This window comes from Mycobacterium sp. 1465703.0 (genome assembly GCF_001672975.1).
Taxonomy (GTDB): Bacteria; Actinomycetota; Actinomycetes; order Mycobacteriales; family Mycobacteriaceae; genus Mycobacterium.
In genome coordinates this window covers 52,205-70,148 of the sequence record NZ_LZKU01000163.1, presented here as the reverse complement: position 1 = coordinate 70,148, position 17,944 = coordinate 52,205, and the positions used below count along the sequence as shown (strand labels likewise).

The following is a 17,944-nucleotide window of genomic DNA, read 5'->3' as shown; positions in this document are numbered from 1 at the left end:
ATGCCTGCGCTGCTATGGTTTCGTCGCGATCTGCGGTTGCGCGACCATCCGGCTCTGGTCGCTGCGGCCAAGAACGATGACGTGCTCGCCTGCTTCGTGCTCGATCCGCGCCTGGAAAAGTCATCGGGGCAACGTCGGCTGCAGTACCTGGGCGATTCACTGCGACGGCTACGTGATGATCTCGATGGCCGGCTGCTCGTCGCCCGTGGACAGCCGGACACGCTGATCCCGGCTATCGCCAACGAGATCGGCGCGTCATCGGTGCACATCTCGGAGGACTTCGCACCGTTCGGGAAGCGTCGTGACGAGCGGGTGCGCGCCGCGTTGGAATCGGTGCCGCTGGTGGCGACGGGTTCCCCGTATCTGGTCTCGCCCGGCCGCGTCACCAAACCGGACGGCTCGCCCTACAAAGTGTTCACCCCGTTTCTGCGCCAGTGGGAACAGACGGGGTGGCGCGAACCGGCGCCATCGAACGCCACGTCCGCTCGATGGCTGGACCCGGCGCAACTGCGGATCAAGCAGTGCGACATCCCCGATCCCGGGCCTGCCCTCGAGGTGGCCGCCGGCGAGGCGGCGGCGCACAAACAGTGGAAGTCGTTCGTCGCCAACGGATTACAGAGCTACGGCCAGGACCGCAACAGGCCCGACCTCAGCGGAACCAGCCGCATGTCGGCGCACTTGAAGTTCGGCGCCATCCATCCCCGAACCTTGGCCGCCGATTTGGACCTGCGAAGCAACGGGGCGCGAGCCTTCCTGCGGGAGCTGGCTTTTCGCGACTTCTACGCCGACGTGCTGCACCACTGGCCGTCCAGCGCCTGGCACAACTGGAACAGCGAATTCGACGGCATCCAGACCGACACCGGGGCCGAGGCCAAACGCCGCTTCGAGGCGTGGAAAGCCGGCGAGACGGGCTTTCCCTTCGTCGATGCCGGGATGCGTCAGCTGCGCGACACCGGATTCATGCACAACCGGGTACGCATGATCGTTGCCTCGTTTCTGGTCAAAGACCTTCACCTGCCCTGGCAATGGGGCGCCGAATGGTTCCTGGACCAGCTGGTGGACGGAGACATGGCGAACAACCAGCACGGCTGGCAGTGGAGTGCGGGCTGCGGTACCGATGCGGCGCCCTACTTCCGGGTGTTCAACCCGATCACACAGGGCGAAAAGTTCGATCCGTCCGGCGATTACATCCGGCGCTGGGTGCCCGAACTGCGCTCGGCCGACGACGTGCACCTGCGCAAAGGACAACGACCGCACGGCTACCCGGCCCCCATCGTCGATCACGCCGCCGAGCGCACCGAAGCGCTGCGGCGCTATCAGAGCATCTGAGGATCGGCGGCTCCAGCAATCCGCTAGCGCGGGCGCTTGCGGATTTCGAAAAGCTGTTTATGGTGCGGAGACGTTAGCGGCGCTAGCGCCCCGGTGCGCAACCTCGACCAGCCGCAGGCGGCCGGCCTAGTGTGCGGCCTTTTTCCGTTCGATGTCGGCCAGCGCGGCCGCCAGTTCGGCGCGCTGGGCGGCCGAGCTCTCCCATGCCAGCTGGCGGTTCTTGACCACCTTCGCCGGCGCGCCCACCGCGATCGAGTAGTCCGGGATGACCCCGCGGACCACAGCGTGCGAGCCCAGCACGCAACCGCGTCCGACCGACGTGCCGCGCAGCACCGACACCTTGACACCCACCCAGGTGTCCGGACCGATCCGGACCGGGGATTTGACGATGCCCTGGTCCTTGATCGGCAGGTTGATGTTGTCCATCCGGTGGTCGAAATCGCAGACGTAACACCAGTCGGCCATCAGCACCGAATCGCCGAGCTCGATGTCGAGGTACGCGTTGATGACGTTGTCCCGGCCCAGCACCACCTTGTCGCCGAATCGCAGCGAGCCCTCATGCGCACGGATGGTGTTCTTGTCGCCGATGTGTACCCATCGGCCGATCTCGAGTTGCGCAAGTTCGGGTGTCGCGTGGATCTCCACGCCCTTGCCGAGAAACACCATGCCGCGGGTGATGATGTGCGGGTTGGCCAGCTTGAACTTCAGCAGCCTCCAGTAGCGCACCAGATACCACGGGGTGTACGCGCGGTTGCGCAGCACCCACTTCAGCGAGGCCAGCGTGAGGAACTTGGCCTGGCGCGGGTCCCGGAGGTTCGATCCACGCCAGCGGCGATGGACCGGTGCGCCCCACATGCTCGTCATGGCCGGTTAGCGTAACTCGGTCAATCGCGGGCCCGCGAACCGCCACGGGTTACCCTCACCTGTACTCGATTGCCGCCGAACGGCCGGGCCTGCCCGCGAGCTGCCCGCCTCGCAAGAAGGATTTGGAAAACCGAAGGTGCTTGCCCGACAACTCGTCAGTGGGCTTCGGCGTTGGTCACCCGTAGTGCTGGCGGCTGTGCTCGCAGTCATGCTCGGCGCGTGCGGCAACACCGACTCGTGGGTGGAAGCCTCAGCTGCGCAAGGCTGGCCGGCGCAGTATGCCGACGCCGCCAACAGCAGCTACACCGGCACCGGCGGGGCCACCAAGCTGTCGCTGCAGTGGACCCGCTCGGTCAAAGGAACCCTGGCGGCCGGGCCGGCGCTGAGCGCGCGCGGTTACCTGGCCCTCAACGCCCAAACCTCGGTGGGATGCTCACTGATGGAGTGGGAGAACGGCAACAACGGGCGGCAGCGCTGGTGTGTACGGCTGGCCCAGGGAGGTGGATTCGGCGGCCCGTTGATCGACGGCTTCGACAACCTCTACGTCGGCCAGCCCGGAGCCTTCCTGTCTTTCCCGGTCACCCAGTGGACGCGGTGGCGCCAGCCGGTGATCGGCATGCCCACCACGCCGCGATTCCTCGGGCCAAACGAGCTGCTGGTGGCCACCCATCTGGGACAGGTGCTGGTCTTCGACGCCCACCGCGGCGAGGTAGTCGGCAGCCCCCTTGATCTGGTCGACGGCATCGATCCCACCGACGCGGCGCGCGGACTGGCCGATTGCGCGCCGGCCCGCCAGGACTGTCCGGTCGCGGGCGCACCCGCCTTCTCGGCGACCAACGGAATGGTGGTGCTCGGTGTCTGGCAGCCCGGCGCTCCCGCCGCAGGTCTGGTGGGGCTGAAGTACCACCCCGGGCAGACGCCGCTGTTGACTCGCGAATGGTCGAGCGACGCCGTGGCCGCCGGTGTCATCGCCAGTCCGGTGCTGTCGGCCGACGGTTCGACGGTCTACGTCAGCGGCCGCGATCAGCGGTTGTGGGCGCTGCGTGCCGCCGACGGGAAAGTGAAGTGGTCGGCGCCGCTGGGATTCTTGGCGCAGACGCCGCCCGCGGTCACTCCGCAGGGGCTGATCGTGTCGGGCGGCGGGCCGGACACCCGGCTGGCGGCGTTCAGGGATGCCGGTGACCATGCCGATCAGGTGTGGCGCCGCGACGATGTCGTCCCGCTGTCGACGTCGAGCCTGGCCGGCGGCGGTGTCGGCTACACCGTGGCCAGCGGGCCACCGGCGAACGGCGCCCCCGGTATGTCGCTGCTGGTCTTCGATCCGGGCAGCGGCCGCACGCTGGGCAGCTCTCCGCTGCCGGCGGCGACCGGCTATCCCCTGGGAGTGTCGGTCGGAACCGATCGCCGGGTGGTGGCCGCCACCAGCGACGGTCAGGTCTACGGTTTCGCGCCGGCCTGACCGGGACATACCTCTGTAGTGCCTATGGACGAGCCCGCGACGCAGGACGTCGCGACAACCAACCCCGCAGTAGGCCAGCGCAGCAACACCGTCGACATCGTGGCGACGCTCATCCTGCTGGTCATCCACGGCGGCCTTTACGGCGCGACCTTCGTGGTGCTGGGCCTGCTGGTGATGAGCACCGATCCGTGCGGCTATCAGAAGTGCGGCGACCCCGCCTGGATCGACCGGGCCATGAACCTGGGCACCTGGGGCGGCGCCGCACTGTTGGTCATCGACATCGTGATCGCCGTGTATCTGCTGGTTCGACAAAAGCGGGCCTTCTTCGTACCGATCATCGGCTGCCTCGCACAGGTGGCGCTGGCGATCGGCGCGGTAGCGATGGAGCTACAGGCTGGACCGGTCTGAGCCGCTAGAGGGCCAGCGGCGGGATGGAATTCCGCGGGACCTGGGCCTGCAGCGGGCCGCCGAACGCCGGCAGCATCTCACCCGGGGCGAAGTAGAAGATCAGCTGATCGTCGGTGATGGCAAAGTTCTGATAGTGCGTCGGGTCATGACCTGTCGACTGCAAAATCGCGGCGCCCAAAGGAGTTTGGCGTTCCAATTCGCGCTGCACAATCGGGTAGATAGCGTCCAGCGGGGCAGCGCCGGGCGGGAAGAGGTTGTCGAATGTGATGGGCTGCCTGGTCCCGAGGTTGTAGTTGAACGCCTTGTACCAGGTCGACGAGTGCGCCCCGCCGACATCTTGGAAGAACTTGAGCACCACGCTGCGGGTGTCGTGCGGTGGCTGCCCGGCGCTGTGCTGCTCGGTGGTGGCCTCTAATTGGAAGGGCTGATCGCGCCCCCCGGAACTCTGGGCGACGTTGACGAAGCCGTCGCGGTTTTGAGTGATGTAGTCGTTCAGCGCCTGTCCGTCCGGATAGTCGACGGGAAACGTCATGTTAAGCGTGTAGTTGGGCCCGGTGGCATGCACGTGACACATCTGGCCGGCCTCGACGCTGCCGCCCAGGCTGGCACACGACGGCGGCTCGGCCGCGGCCGGCCAGCCCGAGAAGACCGCCGCCGCGAGCAGCGCAGCGGCTATCGAATAACGCATCGTGGAATTGCCCTCGCAGACTAGCCGGGCCGGTGACCCGGAGAAGTGACCGCCGTCAGCGTACCCGGCGCTATCGGGAGGGTTGGCAAACGAAGGCCATCGTGCGGCTGGATGTGCGCGCACCGATGCGGGTGATGACCACCGACAGCGGACGGCTGCCGCGCAGCCGCATCCGTTTCCGCAGCGCGTCCGGGTCGACCCGCACGCCGCGCACCAAGATTTCCAGCGACCCGCAGTCCCGCGCCGACAGCGCCTGACGGAGTCGGCGTTCGTCGAAGGCCAGCTGTTCGAGTACTTCGAACCCCCGGTCCGCCGCGGGCAGCCGATCGCCGGACAGGTAGGCGATATCGGGGTCGAGCTGCCACAGCCCGTGCCGGGCGCCGTACTGGCGCACCAGCCCCGCCCGGACCACCGCGCCGTCCGGGTCGACGATCCACCGCCCGACCGGCCCCACCGGGCACTCATCGGAATCGGCGTCGGTGAGTTGGTCGTCGCGATCCAAGATGTTGGCCCGGCGGCGGACGCCGGGCTGCGTCAGTCCGGCCGACCAGAGGCATGCCTCCCGGACCGCACCTCGATACGACGTGACCTCGATTTCCCCACCGAAACCCAGACGCCGCACCTCGTCGAAATCGATTCCGGGAGCACACTTCACGGCGAATTGCCGGTCGCGGTAGGTGTCCAGCAGCGACCTCAGGGCGGGTTGGTAGTCCTCGATGCGCAACCGGCGGCGCCCCGCGGCCCGCCGCGCGGGATCGACGACCAGCACGGCGTCGCGGGTGATCGGGTGCAGCGCGTCGGCGCGACAGATCCAGGCCGACTCCCCCGCGTTGTAGCGCGCCATCGCCAGCCGCACCGGATCGATGTCGCTGCCCACCGCGGCAAGGCCGCAGGCGTGCAGCGCGGCCAGTTCGGTGCCGATCGAACACGTCACGTCGTGCACGATGACGCCCGGCCGCTCAGCCAGGCGCCTGGCCCGGTGCAAGGCCACCGGCGCCGCGGTGGCCTGCTGCAGCGCCTCGTCGGTGAACAGCCACTCCGGCACGCGCGGGCTCAACTCGCTTAGCTTGTCGGCGGCCCGGCGGCGCAACAGCACCGTCTCGACCAGAATCGCGGCCCGGTCGCCGAATTGAGCGCGCGCCGCGGCAACGTCGCCGACTCGGGTGGCGTCGGACAGCTCCAGTCCGGAAACCGACGCCAGCGCCGCAGCACCCGCCTGCGACCGCAGGTAACTGACGTCGTCCGTGCCGAACCGCAGCCCACCGCTCAGGAGGGTTTGACCCCGGTCACCATCACGTTGTAGAACCAGCCCTTCGGTACCACGCGGCGCCACACATTGGCGTCCACCCAACTGAGTGTCTTCCAGCCGTTGAAGGCGAATTTCGCCCAGCCCCAGCCCAGCCGCCCGGGCGGTACCGACGCCTCGAAGGTGCGCACCGGCCAGCCGAACATCGCGGCGGTGAACTCTTCGCTGACGGTCCGCACGTCGGTGGCGCCGGCGTTGGCGGCCATCCGCTCCAGATCGCCGGGCGTGAAGGTGTGCAGGTCGACGATGGCCTCCAGCGCCGCGGCCCGCGAGGACTCGTCAAGCTCGGCCTGTGGGCGCCGCCAGCTACCCAGACCGGGCAGTCTGGTGACGTTGGTGGCGATTCGCCAGGTCAACGTGGACAACTCGCGGGCATAGACGTCACCGGCGCTGGTCGGCTCGCCGGCGAAGACGAACCGGCCGCCGGGGCGCAGAACCCGGATCACCTCGCGCAGCGACAACTCCACGTCGGGAATGTGGTGCAGCACGGCGTGCCCGACGACGAGGTCGAAGGTGTTGTCCTCATACGGGATGCCCTCGGCGTCGGCGACCCGGCCGTCGATGTCGAGGCCCAGCGATTGCCCGTTGCGGGTCGCGACCTTGACCATGCCCGGCGACAGGTCGGTCACCGAGCCGCGCCGGGCGACCCCGGACTGGATCAGATTGAGTAGGAAAAAGCCTGTGCCACAGCCTAATTCGAGGGCCCGGTCGTAGGGCAGTTCGCGCAGCACCGGGTCGGGCACGATGGCGTCGAAGCGACCGCGGGCATAGTCGATGCAGCGCTGGTCATAGGAGATCGACCACTTCTCGTCGTAAGTCTCGGCTTCCCAGTCGTGGTAGAGCACCTGGGCCAACTTGCTGTCGTGCCGGGCGGCTTCCACCTGCTCGGCGGTGGCGTGGGGCGTCGGAGCGGCGTCGGTCGAACTGGTCATGCAGGGCAGCCTAACGGCCGCCGGGATCCGCCTTGTCGTCAGCGTCCTGACCAGCGGAGAACACCTCGACGTAGCGACGGCGCTCGGCGGCGAGCCGCTCGGGCAGTTCCAGGTCGAAAACGTCGTCGATACCGGCCTTGGCGGCGGCCAGCGCGTGCCGCGGCCCCTCGAGGAACCGGCGCGCCCAGTCGGCGGCGGCGTCGTATACGTCGTCGGGAGCGACCATGTCGTCGATGAGGCCGAGCGCCAGGGCTTCTTCAGCGTCGAAGAAGCGGCCGCTGAACACCAGTTCCTTGGCCTTGCTCGCGCCGGCGGCGCGGGTCAACCGGGCCATCCCGTCGCCGCCGGGCACCAGGCCGGCCAGGATTTCGGTGGCGCCGAACTTCACGTTGTCCCCGCTGATCCGCCAGTCAGCGGCCAGCGCCAGCGTCAGCCCGGCACCCAGCGCGTATCCGGTGATCGCGGCCACGGTCGGCTTGGGGATCGCCGCCACGGCGTCGACGGCCTCCTGCCGGACCCGCGCCGCGGTCTCGGCTTCGGAGGCCCGCAGCGTCCGCAGCTCGGGCATGTCGTCGCCGGCGGAGAAGATCTCGTGGCCGCCGAACAGGATCACCACCGCGACGTCGTCGCGCCGGCCCAGTTCCTCGGCCGCCGCGATCACCTCCCGGTAGACCTGACGGGTCATCGCATTCGTCGGTGGCCGCGACAGCAGCAACATGGCCAGTCCGGCGTCCCGCGAGCCGTCGCTGACCACCACGCTGACGAACTCGCTCAATGCCGCCATCCCAGGCCACCGGCTTCGCGCGCCCGGTGATAGCGGTCGGAATCGAAGAATTCGAACACCCAGTTGTCGCCTTGGATCTCCAGGTGCGGCTGCACCGGCGTGATCTGGCGTTCCACGGCCAGCACGTCGGCCACGGTGTGCCCGGCCAGCGAGTCCAGCTGCGTCCAGGTCGGTGGCAGCAGGAAGCTGCGGCCGGACGAGAAGTCGTCGATGGCCGCTTCCGGCGTCGTCCAGCCCGCCCGGTCGGATTCGGTGTTCTCCCCGTCGGCGCGCTGTCCCTGCGGCAGGGCAGCGACGAAGAAATAGGTGTCATAGCGGCGGGTCCGCTCGGCCTCCGGGGTGACCCAGTTGGCCCACGGCCGCAACAGATCCGAACGCAGCTCCAGGTTCTCCCGGCGCAGGAAGTCCGCGAAGGACAACGTCCCGTCGGCCAGGGCCCGGCGGGCGTCGCTGTACACCGAGGCGTCGTCGACAATACTGTCCGGTGCGCCCGCCGGCCCGGCGAACAGCACGCCGGACTCCTCGAACGTCTCGCGGGCCGCGGCGCAGACCAGCGCCTCGGCCAGGTCGGCTTCGATGCCGAACCGCTGCGCCCACCACCGCGGCGGCGGGCCGGCCCAGGCGATGTCGGCGTTGCGGTCGCGGTCGTCGACGCCGCCGCCGGGGAACACCATGGTTCCCGCGGCGAACTCCATCTTGGCGTGCCGCCGCATCAGGAAGACGGCGATACCCTCCGGGACGTCGCGGATCAGCATCACGGTGGCGGCCGGCCGTGCGACCAGCGGGGCTTCCTCGGGTGACGTCATAACGGCCTCCGGTGGGCTGCGCGGGTACGGATTCGGCGCGCGAAATAGCGCCCGTCGACGACGTCGAGGGCGATCGCCTGGCCGAAGGCGGTGGACAGATTTTCAGCGGTCAGCACGTCGGTCAGTAATCCCGCGGCAACCACCTGGGCTTCCGAGAGCAGCATGCAGTGACTGAACCCGGGCGGAATCTCCTCAACATGGTGAGTGACCAGCACTAGCGCGGGGGCGTCGGGGTCCGCGGCCAGGTCGGCCAGCCGCGCGACCAACTCCTCGCGGCCGCCCAGGTCCAGGCCGGCGGCGGGCTCGTCGAGCAGCAGCAGTTCGGGGTCGGTCATCAGCGCGCGGGCGATCAGCACCCGCTTGCGCTCGCCCTCCGACAGCGTCCCGTAGGTGCGGTCGGCGAGGTGCTCGGCGCCCAAGCTCTCCAGCATGTCGATCGCGCGGCGGTAGTCGACGTCTTCGTAACGCTCCCGCCACCTGCCCAGCACCGCATAGCCGGCCGACACCACCAGATCGCGGACCACCTCGTCGGTGGGGATCCGCTGCGCCAAAGCCGAGGAGCTGAGCCCGATGCGGGAGCGCAACTCGCTGACGTCGACCCGACCCAGTCGTTCGCCGAGCACGAAAGCGATGCCGGATGAAGGATGCTCGGCCGCCGCAGCGATCCGCAGCAGCGAGGTCTTACCGGCCCCGTTGGGCCCGACGATCACCCAGCGTTCGTCGAGTTCGACAGCCCAGTCCAGCGGCCCGACCAAGACGTTGCCACCGCGGTGCAGCGACACCTGCCTGAAGTCGAGCAGCAGATCGGGGTCGGCTGACTCGCTTCCGTTTTCGGGCACCCGACCATCGTGCCGTACCGCGACGCTCGAATACCTGCCGGGTCACCACGCCCGCGATCGCTACGGCTCGGGCGGGATCTCGACCCGGCGGACCTCGCCGTCGACAGCGTCGGCAGCCTCGATTTCACCGCGGGTGACACCCAGCAGGAACAGCACCGTGTCCAGATACGGGTGACTCAGCGACGCGTCGGCGACTTCGCGCAGCGCCGGCTTGGCGTTGAATGCGATCCCCAACCCGGCCGCGGCCAGCATGTCGATGTCGTTGGCGCCGTCGCCCACGGCGACGGTCTGCGCCATCGGCACCCCGACCTGGGCGGCGAAATCCCTTAGCGCCGTTGCTTTTCCGGCCCGGTCGACGATCGGTCCGATCACCCGGCCGGTGAGGGTGCCGTCGACGATCTCCAGCTCGTTGGCCGCGACGTAGTCCAGCATCAACTCCTCGGCCAACGGCTCGATGATCCGGCGGAAACCTCCGGACACCACCCCGCAGGCATAACCCAAGCGCCGCAACGTCCGCAGGGTGGTCCGAGCGCCGGGCATCAGCTCCAGCTGATCGGCGACCTCGTCGATCACGCTGGCGGGCAGGCCGGCCAGCGTCGCCACCCGCTGCTCGAGCGACTGCGCGAAGTCCAGCTCGCCGCGCATCGCGGCGTCGGTGATCGCGGCGACCTTGCCCTCGGCGCCCGCCCGGGCCGCCAGCATCTCGATCACCTCGCCCTGCACCAGCGTCGAGTCGACGTCGAACACGATGAGCCGCTTGGCCCGTCGTTCCAGGCTGTAGTCTTCGACGGCCACATCGACCTGTTCCTCGCTGGACACCCGGTTCAGCGCAGTCCGCAGCTCCCCGTCCGCGCCCGGCGGCACCGAGACCCGCAGCTCGAGGCCGATCACCGGATAGTCGGAGACACCGCGGATCAGATCGATGTTGACGCCCAGCCCGGCCACCTCACGGGCGACCGCGCCGAACGCACTCGCGGTAATCGGCCGGCCCAGCACGAAAATGGTGTGGGTCGAGGGCTCCCGCATAATCGGCACGTCGTCGCTGCGCTCGATGCTGACCTCGAGGCCCACCTCGCGGATGGCCGATTCGACATCGTCGCGCAACTGCGCACTGTCGGCGACCTCGGCCGGGCAGCACACCAGCACGCCCAGCGTCAGACGGTGCCGAATCACCACCTGTTCGACGTTCAACAGCTCGACGCCGTGCCGCGACAGTGCCTCGAACAGGGTCGCTGTCACGCCCGGTTGGTCCACGCCGGTGACGGTGATCAGCACCGACACCTTGAGTGGTGAGTTCACTCCCGGCAGCCGCCCGTCAGGCCATCAGCTGCGGACCTGGACGTCGTCCAGTCTGGTGACATCTTTGTCCGAGGGCCCGTGCGCGCGACCCACGTGCGCCTCGGCGCGAAGTCGCTCCACCATGTGCGGGTAGTGCAACTCGAATGCCGGGCGCTCCGAACGGATTCGGGGCAGCTCGGTGAAGTTGTGCCGCGGCGGCGGGCAGCTGGTCGCCCACTCCAAGGAGTTGCCGTAGCCCCATGGGTCGTCGACCGTGACGACCTCGCCGTACCGCCAGCTCTTGAAGACGTTCCAGACGAACGGGAACATCGACGCGCCCAGGATGAAGGCGCCCACGGTCGAGGCGATGTTGTAGGGCTGGAAGCCGTCGCTGGCCAGGTAGTCCGCGTAGCGGCGCGGCATGCCCAGGTCGCCCAGCCAGTGCTGCACTAGGAAGGTGGTATGGAACCCGATGAAGGTCAGCCAGAAGTGCAGCTTGCCCAGGCGCTCGTCGAGCAGCCGGCCGGTCATCTTCGGGAACCAGAAGTAGATGCCCGCATACGTGGCGAACACGATGGTGCCGAACAGCACGTAGTGGAAGTGCGCGACCACGAAGTAGGTGTCCGTGACGTGGAAGTCCAGCGGCGGGCTGGCCAGCATCACGCCGGTCAGACCACCGAGCAGGAAGGTGAGCAGGAAGCCGACCGAAAACAGCATCGGCGTCTCAAAAGTGATCTGGCCCTTCCACATAGTGCCGATCCAGTTGAAGAACTTGATCCCGGTCGGCACCGCGATCAGATACGTCATGAACGAAAAGAACGGCAGCAGAACGGCTCCGGTGGCGAACATGTGGTGCGCCCACACCGCGACCGACAGCGCCGCGATCGACAACGTCGCGTACACCAGCGTGGTGTAGCCGAAGACCGGCTTGCGCGAGAAGACCGGGATGATCTCGGTGACGATGCCGAAGAACGGCAGGGCGATGATGTAGACCTCGGGATGGCCGAAGAACCAGAACAGGTGTTGCCACAACAAGACTCCACCGTTGGCCGCGTCATAGACATGGGCGCCCAGATGTCGATCGGCGGCCAGCCCGAACAGGGCGGCGGTCAGGATCGGGAACGCGATCAGGATCAGGATCGAGGTCACCAGGATGTTCCAGGTGAAGATGGGCATCCGGAACATCGTCATGCCGGGTGCGCGCATGCACACCACGGTGGTGATCATGTTGACGGCACCCAGGATGGTGCCCAGACCGGCAACGATCAGGCCGGTGATCCACAGGTCTCCCCCGGCGCCGGGTGAGTGGACCGCATCAGACAGCGGCGTGTAGGCGGTCCAACCGAAGTCGGCCGCCCCGCCGGGCACGATGAAGCCGGACGCCGCGATCAGCCCGCCGAACAGGAACAGCCAGTACGAGAAGGCGTTCAGCCGCGGGAAGGCCACGTCGGGTGCACCGATCTGCAGCGGCAGCACCAAGTTGGCGAAACCGAACACCACCGGCGTGGCATACAGCAGCAACATGATGGTGCCGTGCATGGTGAACAGCTGGTTGAACTGCTCGTTCGACAGGAACTGCAGTCCGGGGGCGGCCAGCTCGGTGCGCATCAGCAACGCCATCAACCCGCCGATGAAGAAGAAGCCAAAGCAGGTGACCGTGTACATGATGCCGATCATCTTGTGATCGGTGGTCGTGATCAGTTTGTAGACGAGGTTCCCTTTGGGGCCCATGCGGTCCGGGTACGGACGAACGGCCTCGAGTTGTCCCAAGGGGGGCGCTTCGGCTGTCAACAGCTTCTCCAAACATCCAGTCGGACACTGGCCCAAAAATCGGTATTGAGACGAATCTTAGCCGCCGATCATGGCGACGTCAGGGCTGGTCCTACAAACTGTCGTAAATGGCTCACCGGTGCGGCGCGTTCGTCGGCGCGGCGCCGCCACGCTGCCCGAATGGTGGCGACCCGCTTCGCCCGGCTCCGCCGCGCTCCCGATCGCCACGCCGCCCGAATGGTAGCGACCCGCTTCGCCCGGCTCCGCCGCGCTCCCGATCCCCACGCCGGCCGAATGGTGGCGACCCGCTTCGCCCGGCTCCGCCGCGCTCCCGATCGCCACGCCGGCCGAATGTTAGCGTCTGACGCGTGCTGTTCGGCGTGATCAGACCGGCCCGGTTGGCCGCGGCGACGACCGCGGTGACGGCGACCGTCGTCCTGGCCTGCAGCGGCTGCGGGTCCGACAAACCCGCTGGCCAGCCGTCGACCCGTCCACTGATCACGCCCACCACCCAGATCGCCGGTGCCGGCGTGCTGGGGAACGACCGCCGGCCGGACGAGTCGTGCGCGCGAGATGCCGCCGAGGCCGATCCGGGTTCGTCGAAACGGCAGGCCCACAACGCGGCGGGCGTCGACCCGAACGTCGTGCAGGTACCCGCTGATCCGCAGCGCATCGTGGTGCTCTCCGGCGACCAGCTCGACACGTTGTGCGCGCTGGGTTTGCAATCGCGGGTGGTCGGCGCGGCGGTGCCGGACGGCTCCTCGAATCAGCCCGCCTACCTGGGCGGCGCGGTGCACGGCGTCCCCGGTGTTGGCACCCGATCCCACCCCGACGTCAACGCGATTGCGGCGGCTCACCCGGATCTGATCCTGGGCTCGCAAGGATTGACGCCGACGTTGTACCCGCAGCTGAGCGCGATCGCCCCGACGGTGTTCACCGCCGCGCCGGGCGCGGCGTGGCAGGACAATCTGCGCGCTGTCGGTGCCGCCACCGGACGGGGCGCGGCGGCGGACGCGTTGATCAGCGGCTTCTCAAAGCGGGCGACCGACATCGGCGCCCGCCATGACGCCTCGCACTTTCAGGCCTCGATCGTGCAGCTGACGGCCGGCACGATCCGGGTGTACGGCAGCCACAATTTCCCGGCCAGCGTGCTCGGCGCGGTCGGCGTGGACCGGCCGGCTTCCCAGCGGTTCACCGACAAGCCCTACATCGAGATCGGCGCCAGCGACGCGGATCTCGCGAAGAACCCGGACATCTCGAGCGCCGACGCCGATGTGGTGTATGTGTCATGCGCCACTCCGGCCGCCGCGGATCGGGCCGCCACGATCCTGGACAGCAACCCGTGGCGCAAGCTGTCGGCCAACCGGGACAATCGGGTCTACGTCGTCAACGACGAGATATGGCAAACCGGCGAGGGCCTGATCGCGGCCCGCGGCATCGTCGACGACCTGCGCCTGGTGAACGCCCCGATCAACTGATCACGGCCAGCCGATACGCACACATCGTCATAAGGTGATATTCGCCCGCGCATTGGCGGAAGAACTTTTACCTTAGCTAAACTTCTTGATGACGCATCGACTCAAAAGAGGGATATCCATGAGCACAGTTTCGGCGTACGCCGCCACCTCCCCGACCGCACCACTGACCAAGACCACCATCGAGCGCCGCGACCCGGGTCCGCGCGACGTGGCGATCGACATCAAGTTCGCCGGCATCTGCCACTCCGACATTCACACCGCCAAAGGCGAATGGGGCACTCCGGATTACCCGCTGGTGGTGGGCCACGAGATCGCCGGCGTGGTGACCGCGGTGGGCTCCGAGGTCACCAAGTACAAGGTGGGCGACCACGTCGGGGTGGGCTGCATGGTGAACTCCTGCGGTCAGTGCAGCAGTTGTGAGGCCGGCCTCGAGCAGTACTGCAAGCGGGGTACCACGTTCACTTACAACGCCACCGACAAGGACGGCACGACGACGCAGGGCGGCTACAGCCAGGCGATCGTCGTCGACGAGAACTTCGTCTTGCGCATCCCCGACTCGCTGCCGCTGGACAAGGCGGCCCCGCTGCTGTGCGCGGGCATCACGCTGTTCTCGCCGCTGCGGCACTGGAAGGCCGGCAAGGGCACTCGCCTGGCGATCGTCGGCCTGGGCGGGCTGGGCCACATGGGCGTCAAGCTGGGCGCGGCGATGGGCGCCGAGGTGACGGTGCTGTCGCAGTCGCTGAAGAAGATGGAGGACGGGCTGCGCCTAGGCGCCAAGCACTACTACGCCACCGCCGACCGCGAGACCTTCAAGCAGTTGCGCAACAGCTTCGACCTGATCCTGAACACCGTCTCGGCGAACCTGAACCTCGACGACTATCTGAGCCTGCTCGACGTCGACGGCACGCTCGTCGAATTGGGCATTCCCGAGCACCCGATGGAAATGGGCGCGTTCTCGCTGGCGCTCGCCCGTCGCAGCCTGTCCGGCTCGAACATCGGCGGCATCGCCGAAACTCAGGAGATGCTGGACTTCTGCGCCGAGCACAACGTGACGCCGGAGATCGAGGTCATCGAGCCCGACTACATCAACGAAGCCTACGAGCGCGTGCTCGCGAGCGACGTCCGCTACCGCTTCGTCATCGACATTTCGAAGCTGTAGGGCGGCTGACCCGCCCTACAGCGCTACGCCCGGAGCGCTTTTCGGTGCGGCGCTGCGGGCGGCGAGTTCTGCCGCCTCGCCCCACTCGTCACCCGGAATGACCTCGCTGACGTCGATGCCAGCCAGCGGCCATCCCACAGCGGCCAAGGTGGCGGCCACCCGGATGATGTTCTCCGGCCCGGCGTCGTAGTGAGTCATGTCGGAGATGAAATGGGCGATTTCGTCGCGGCCGATCACACCGTCAGCGACGGCGGGAGATCCGTCCGCGGTGATGTTGTGCACCACCTCGGCGATCTGCTCTTCAGTCAGCGGGGTGCTGCGCAGCAGCGCCAGCAGCGGCACGCGGTCTGGCCCGGGGACGCCCTCGGGGTAGCCGGCGCGCAGCCAGCGCAGCACCGAACGGCAGAAGTTGGCGGTCTGTGAGGCGGCGGTATTCGTCACCCCAACAGTGTCAGGGCAGCTGCGTCATCGCCGCCAGCGGGCGGTCGCGCCACACCGACAATTCATGCCCCGTTCATGAACCGCTCAGAGGTCCCGGGGTGGGTTGAAAACGGGAGGTGAATTCACCGCTACGTGGCATTCAGCGGGAACAAAACCGGTCTCGCCGGTGTCGGAACAATTGATCGGGCCGGCCCCAGTCCCTCCCCCCCGACTAGAGCGGCCGGCCCGGTTCCCATTGATGACGGTGCGTGGGTTTAGAAGTCCCAGTCCTCGTCTTCGGTGACGACGGCCTTGCCGATCACGTAGCTGGACCCCGAGCCGGAGAAGAAGTCGTGGTTCTCGTCGGCGTTGGGTGACAGCGCGGACAGGATCGCGGGGTTCACGTCGGTCTCGTCGCGCGGGAACAGCGCCTCGTAGCCGAGGTTCATCAACGCCTTGTTGGCGTTGTAGCGCAGGAACTTCTTGACGTCTTCGGTCAGCCCGACCTCGTCGTAGAGGTCCTGGGTGTATTCCACCTCGTTGTCGTACAGCTCGAAGAGCAGCTCGTAGGCGTAGTCCTTGAGCTCGGCGCGCTTGACCTCGTCCACTAGCGCCAGGCCGCGCTGATACTTGTAGCCGATGTAGTAGCCGTGCACGGCCTCGTCACGAATGATCAACCGGATCATGTCGGCGGTGTTGGTCAGCTTGGCCCGGCTCGACCAGTACATCGGCAGGTAGAAGCCGGAGTAGAACAAGAAGCTCTCCAGCAACGTGGAGGCGACTTTGCGCTTAAGCGGCTCGTCGCCCTTGTAGTACTGCATGACGATCTCGGCCTTGCGCTGCAGGTTGGGGTTCTCCTCGGACCAGCGGAAGGCGTCATCGATCTCGGCAGTCGAGCACAGCGTGGAGAAGATGTTGCTGTAGCTGCGCGCATGCACCGACTCCATAAACGCGATGTTGGTGTAGACCGCCTCCTCGTGCGGGGTCAGCGCGTCGGGAATGAGGCTGACCGCGCCGACGGTGCCCTGGATGGTGTCCAGCAGCGTCAGGCCAGTGAATACCCGCATCGTCATCTGCTTTTCGTGGGCGGTCAGGGTGCCCCACGACGGCAGGTCGTTGGACACCGGCACCTTCTCCGGCAGCCAGAAGTTACCGGTCAACCGGTCCCACACCTCGGCGTCTTTTTCGTCTTGCAGCCGGTTCCAGTTGATCGCCGAAACGCGGTCGATCAGCTTCATGTTGTCGGTCACCAGAACCCCACTTCACACACCGTTTTGGCCGGATTGATCCCAGGCCCCAGACACTACCCCTGGGGTCCGACAACGCCGCGCAACACAAGAGGTTGTGTTTACGTGTCGTGCGCCGTGTCCCGGAAGCCCCGGATTCACGTCCGCTCTCCAGTATCCCGCGTTTTACGATGTACCATTTGGTACATGATTACCGAAGACAGCGTCGAGATCGACGCACCGCCGCAACTCGTCTGGGATGTCTTCACCGACGTCGAGCACTGGCCCGACTGGACCGCCTCGGTGACCTCCCTGGTCGGGCTGGACGGGCCCGTCCTCGCCGTCGGCAGACGGTTCGCGATCAAACAGCCCGGCATGCCGAAGCTGGTCTGGAACGTCACCGAGCTCGACCCGGGTGCGTCGTGGACCTGGGTGCAGAGCTCACCCGGGGCGCGGGTGACCGCCCGCCACGATGTCATTGCGCAGCCCGGCGGTCGCACGCTGGTGCGTCAGCAACTCGATCAGAGCGGTGTCCTGGGCGCGCTCGTCGGTCGCCTGATGATCAACAAGACCAAGCGATTCCTCGACCTGGAGGGCCAGGGACTCAAGGCCCGATCCGAGCAGGCCAGCCGCGCCGATGGCGCGAACTCCTGACCCCGAGCGGCGCCGTCAACTCCTCGACGCACTCGTCGCTGAGTTCTCCACCGGCGGCATCGGCGACCGGTCGCTGCGCGAGGTGGCCGCCGCGGTCGGCACCAGCCACCGGATGCTGTTGCACCACTTCGGCTCTCGAGAAGACTTACTCGTGGCGATCGTCGAGGAAGTCGAGCGCCGTCAGATGGAGCTGTTGGCCGAATTGCCGGCCGATCCGGCTCAGAGCTTTGCCGCGATGTGGGCCGACCTTCGTCGGCCCGAGCTTCGCCAATCAGAGCGGCTCTTCTTCGAGTGCTATGCCCGCGCCGCCCAGGGCGAAAAGCCTTTCGCCCGAATGATTCCCGGCGCCGTCGACCGCTGGCTGGCCGAAGCCGAGGCCCTAAAGTACCTCGCCGACGGCCCGGTCGACCCCGCGTTGGCCCGCCTTGGACTGGCTGTCGTACGCGGCCTGCTACTGGATCTGGTGGCCACCGATGATGATGCCGGAGTGGACGCGGCCGCGCAGGCCTTCGCCGAAATCATCAGGCGCCAAGGATGATACGAG

18 protein-coding genes are annotated in these 17,944 nt (G+C 67.4%); 7 read left to right on the top strand and 11 right to left on the bottom strand.

What is annotated here, in order from left to right:
- On the top strand, window positions 1-1,329 hold the full coding sequence (locus tag A5625_RS14440; protein WP_066994759.1) for a deoxyribodipyrimidine photo-lyase: 1,329 nt from the start codon (window positions 1-3) through the stop codon (window positions 1,327-1,329).
- Between the two features lie 126 nt (window positions 1,330-1,455).
- On the opposite strand, the gene A5625_RS14435 is transcribed toward A5625_RS14440, so the two are convergent.
- On the bottom strand, window positions 1,456-2,193 hold the full coding sequence (locus A5625_RS14435; RefSeq protein WP_066994756.1) for an acyltransferase: 738 nt from the start codon (window positions 2,191-2,193) through the stop codon (window positions 1,456-1,458).
- 208 nt (window positions 2,194-2,401) lie between these two features.
- Between A5625_RS14435 and A5625_RS14430 the strand changes: the two genes are divergently transcribed.
- Window positions 2,402-3,652, top strand: a complete 1,251-nt coding sequence (locus A5625_RS14430) for a PQQ-binding-like beta-propeller repeat protein (protein WP_156748227.1) — start codon at window positions 2,402-2,404, stop codon at window positions 3,650-3,652.
- A gap of 18 nt (window positions 3,653-3,670) precedes the next feature.
- Complete coding sequence (locus A5625_RS14425; protein WP_066994749.1) at window positions 3,671-4,060, top strand: DUF6264 family protein; 390 nt, start codon at window positions 3,671-3,673, stop codon at window positions 4,058-4,060.
- Between the two features lie 4 nt (window positions 4,061-4,064).
- On the opposite strand, the gene A5625_RS14420 is transcribed toward A5625_RS14425, so the two are convergent.
- The 8 genes from A5625_RS14420 to ctaD all read right to left on the bottom strand — a co-directional run bounded on the left by A5625_RS14420 (window position 4,065) and on the right by ctaD (window position 12,484).
- Window positions 4,065-4,748: an esterase gene (locus tag A5625_RS14420; RefSeq protein ID WP_066994747.1), complete on the bottom strand. Its 684-nt coding sequence runs from the start codon at window positions 4,746-4,748 to the stop codon at window positions 4,065-4,067.
- A gap of 70 nt (window positions 4,749-4,818) precedes the next feature.
- The gene (locus A5625_RS14415) at window positions 4,819-6,057 is read right to left on the bottom strand and encodes a class I SAM-dependent methyltransferase (protein WP_369830009.1); all 1,239 of its coding nucleotides are present in this window, start codon (window positions 6,055-6,057) and stop codon (window positions 4,819-4,821) included.
- Entirely contained in the window at window positions 6,015-6,986 is a 972-nt protein-coding gene (locus A5625_RS14410; RefSeq protein WP_066994744.1) for a class I SAM-dependent methyltransferase, read from the bottom strand. The genes A5625_RS14415 and A5625_RS14410 overlap by 43 nt, the downstream gene beginning before the upstream one ends.
- Before the next feature lie 10 nt (window positions 6,987-6,996).
- A complete protein-coding gene (locus A5625_RS14405; RefSeq protein ID WP_156748231.1) occupies window positions 6,997-7,761 on the bottom strand; it encodes an enoyl-CoA hydratase in 765 nt (254 codons plus the stop codon).
- Window positions 7,758-8,576, bottom strand: coding sequence for an NUDIX hydrolase (locus A5625_RS14400; protein ID WP_066994737.1), 819 nt, complete (start codon window positions 8,574-8,576; stop codon window positions 7,758-7,760). The genes A5625_RS14405 and A5625_RS14400 overlap by 4 nt, the downstream gene beginning before the upstream one ends.
- Entirely contained in the window at window positions 8,573-9,415 is an 843-nt protein-coding gene (locus A5625_RS14395; protein WP_066994734.1) for an ABC transporter ATP-binding protein, read from the bottom strand. Before A5625_RS14395 ends, A5625_RS14400 begins: the two co-directional genes overlap by 4 nt.
- A gap of 60 nt (window positions 9,416-9,475) precedes the next feature.
- A complete protein-coding gene (serB, locus tag A5625_RS14390) occupies window positions 9,476-10,714 on the bottom strand; it encodes a phosphoserine phosphatase SerB (RefSeq protein WP_066994731.1) in 1,239 nt (412 codons plus the stop codon).
- A gap of 24 nt (window positions 10,715-10,738) precedes the next feature.
- Window positions 10,739-12,484 carry a cytochrome c oxidase subunit I gene (gene ctaD / locus A5625_RS14385; RefSeq protein ID WP_066994818.1) on the bottom strand — a complete coding sequence of 582 codons (1,746 nt, stop codon included), beginning with the start codon at window positions 12,482-12,484 and terminating at the stop codon, window positions 10,739-10,741.
- A 377-nt stretch (window positions 12,485-12,861) separates the two neighbouring features.
- Between ctaD and A5625_RS14380 the strand changes: the two genes are divergently transcribed.
- Both A5625_RS14380 and A5625_RS14375 read left to right on the top strand, forming a co-directional pair.
- A complete protein-coding gene (locus A5625_RS14380; RefSeq protein WP_197516108.1) occupies window positions 12,862-13,941 on the top strand; it encodes an iron-siderophore ABC transporter substrate-binding protein in 1,080 nt (359 codons plus the stop codon).
- A gap of 118 nt (window positions 13,942-14,059) precedes the next feature.
- Complete coding sequence (locus A5625_RS14375; protein WP_066994724.1) at window positions 14,060-15,100, top strand: NAD(P)-dependent alcohol dehydrogenase; 1,041 nt, start codon at window positions 14,060-14,062, stop codon at window positions 15,098-15,100.
- A 15-nt stretch (window positions 15,101-15,115) separates the two neighbouring features.
- Here the strand turns inward: A5625_RS14375 and A5625_RS14370 are convergent, their stop codons facing one another.
- Window positions 15,116-15,541: a DUF3349 domain-containing protein gene (locus A5625_RS14370; RefSeq protein WP_066994720.1), complete on the bottom strand. Its 426-nt coding sequence runs from the start codon at window positions 15,539-15,541 to the stop codon at window positions 15,116-15,118.
- A gap of 254 nt (window positions 15,542-15,795) precedes the next feature.
- Window positions 15,796-16,770 (bottom strand): class 1b ribonucleoside-diphosphate reductase subunit beta, encoded by a 975-nt coding sequence (gene nrdF / locus A5625_RS14365; RefSeq protein ID WP_197516102.1) that lies wholly within the window; start codon window positions 16,768-16,770, stop codon window positions 15,796-15,798.
- Between the two features lie 183 nt (window positions 16,771-16,953).
- Between nrdF and A5625_RS14360 the strand changes: the two genes are divergently transcribed.
- Both A5625_RS14360 and A5625_RS14355 read left to right on the top strand, forming a co-directional pair.
- The gene (locus A5625_RS14360; RefSeq protein WP_066994717.1) at window positions 16,954-17,400 is read left to right on the top strand and encodes an SRPBCC family protein; all 447 of its coding nucleotides are present in this window, start codon (window positions 16,954-16,956) and stop codon (window positions 17,398-17,400) included.
- Complete coding sequence (locus tag A5625_RS14355) at window positions 17,384-17,938, top strand: TetR/AcrR family transcriptional regulator (protein WP_066994714.1); 555 nt, start codon at window positions 17,384-17,386, stop codon at window positions 17,936-17,938. Before A5625_RS14360 ends, A5625_RS14355 begins: the two co-directional genes overlap by 17 nt.
- The last annotated feature ends 6 nt before the right edge of the window (window positions 17,939-17,944 follow it).

Coding starts and splice junctions, on each gene's coding strand:
- A5625_RS14440 (WP_066994759.1), top strand. CDS start 1: ATGCCTGCGCTGCTATGGTTTCGTCGCGATCTGCGGTTGCGCGACCAT.
- A5625_RS14435 (WP_066994756.1), bottom strand. CDS start 2,193: ATGACGAGCATGTGGGGCGCACCGGTCCATCGCCGCTGGCGTGGATCG.
- A5625_RS14430 (WP_156748227.1), top strand. CDS start 2,402: ATGCTCGGCGCGTGCGGCAACACCGACTCGTGGGTGGAAGCCTCAGCT.
- A5625_RS14420 (WP_066994747.1), bottom strand. CDS start 4,748: ATGCGTTATTCGATAGCCGCTGCGCTGCTCGCGGCGGCGGTCTTCTCG.
- A5625_RS14410 (WP_066994744.1), bottom strand. CDS start 6,986: ATGACCAGTTCGACCGACGCCGCTCCGACGCCCCACGCCACCGCCGAG.
- A5625_RS14400 (WP_066994737.1), bottom strand. CDS start 8,576: ATGACGTCACCCGAGGAAGCCCCGCTGGTCGCACGGCCGGCCGCCACC.
- A5625_RS14375 (WP_066994724.1), top strand. CDS start 14,060: ATGAGCACAGTTTCGGCGTACGCCGCCACCTCCCCGACCGCACCACTG.
- A5625_RS14360 (WP_066994717.1), top strand. CDS start 16,954: ATGATTACCGAAGACAGCGTCGAGATCGACGCACCGCCGCAACTCGTC.
- A5625_RS14355 (WP_066994714.1), top strand. CDS start 17,384: ATGGCGCGAACTCCTGACCCCGAGCGGCGCCGTCAACTCCTCGACGCA.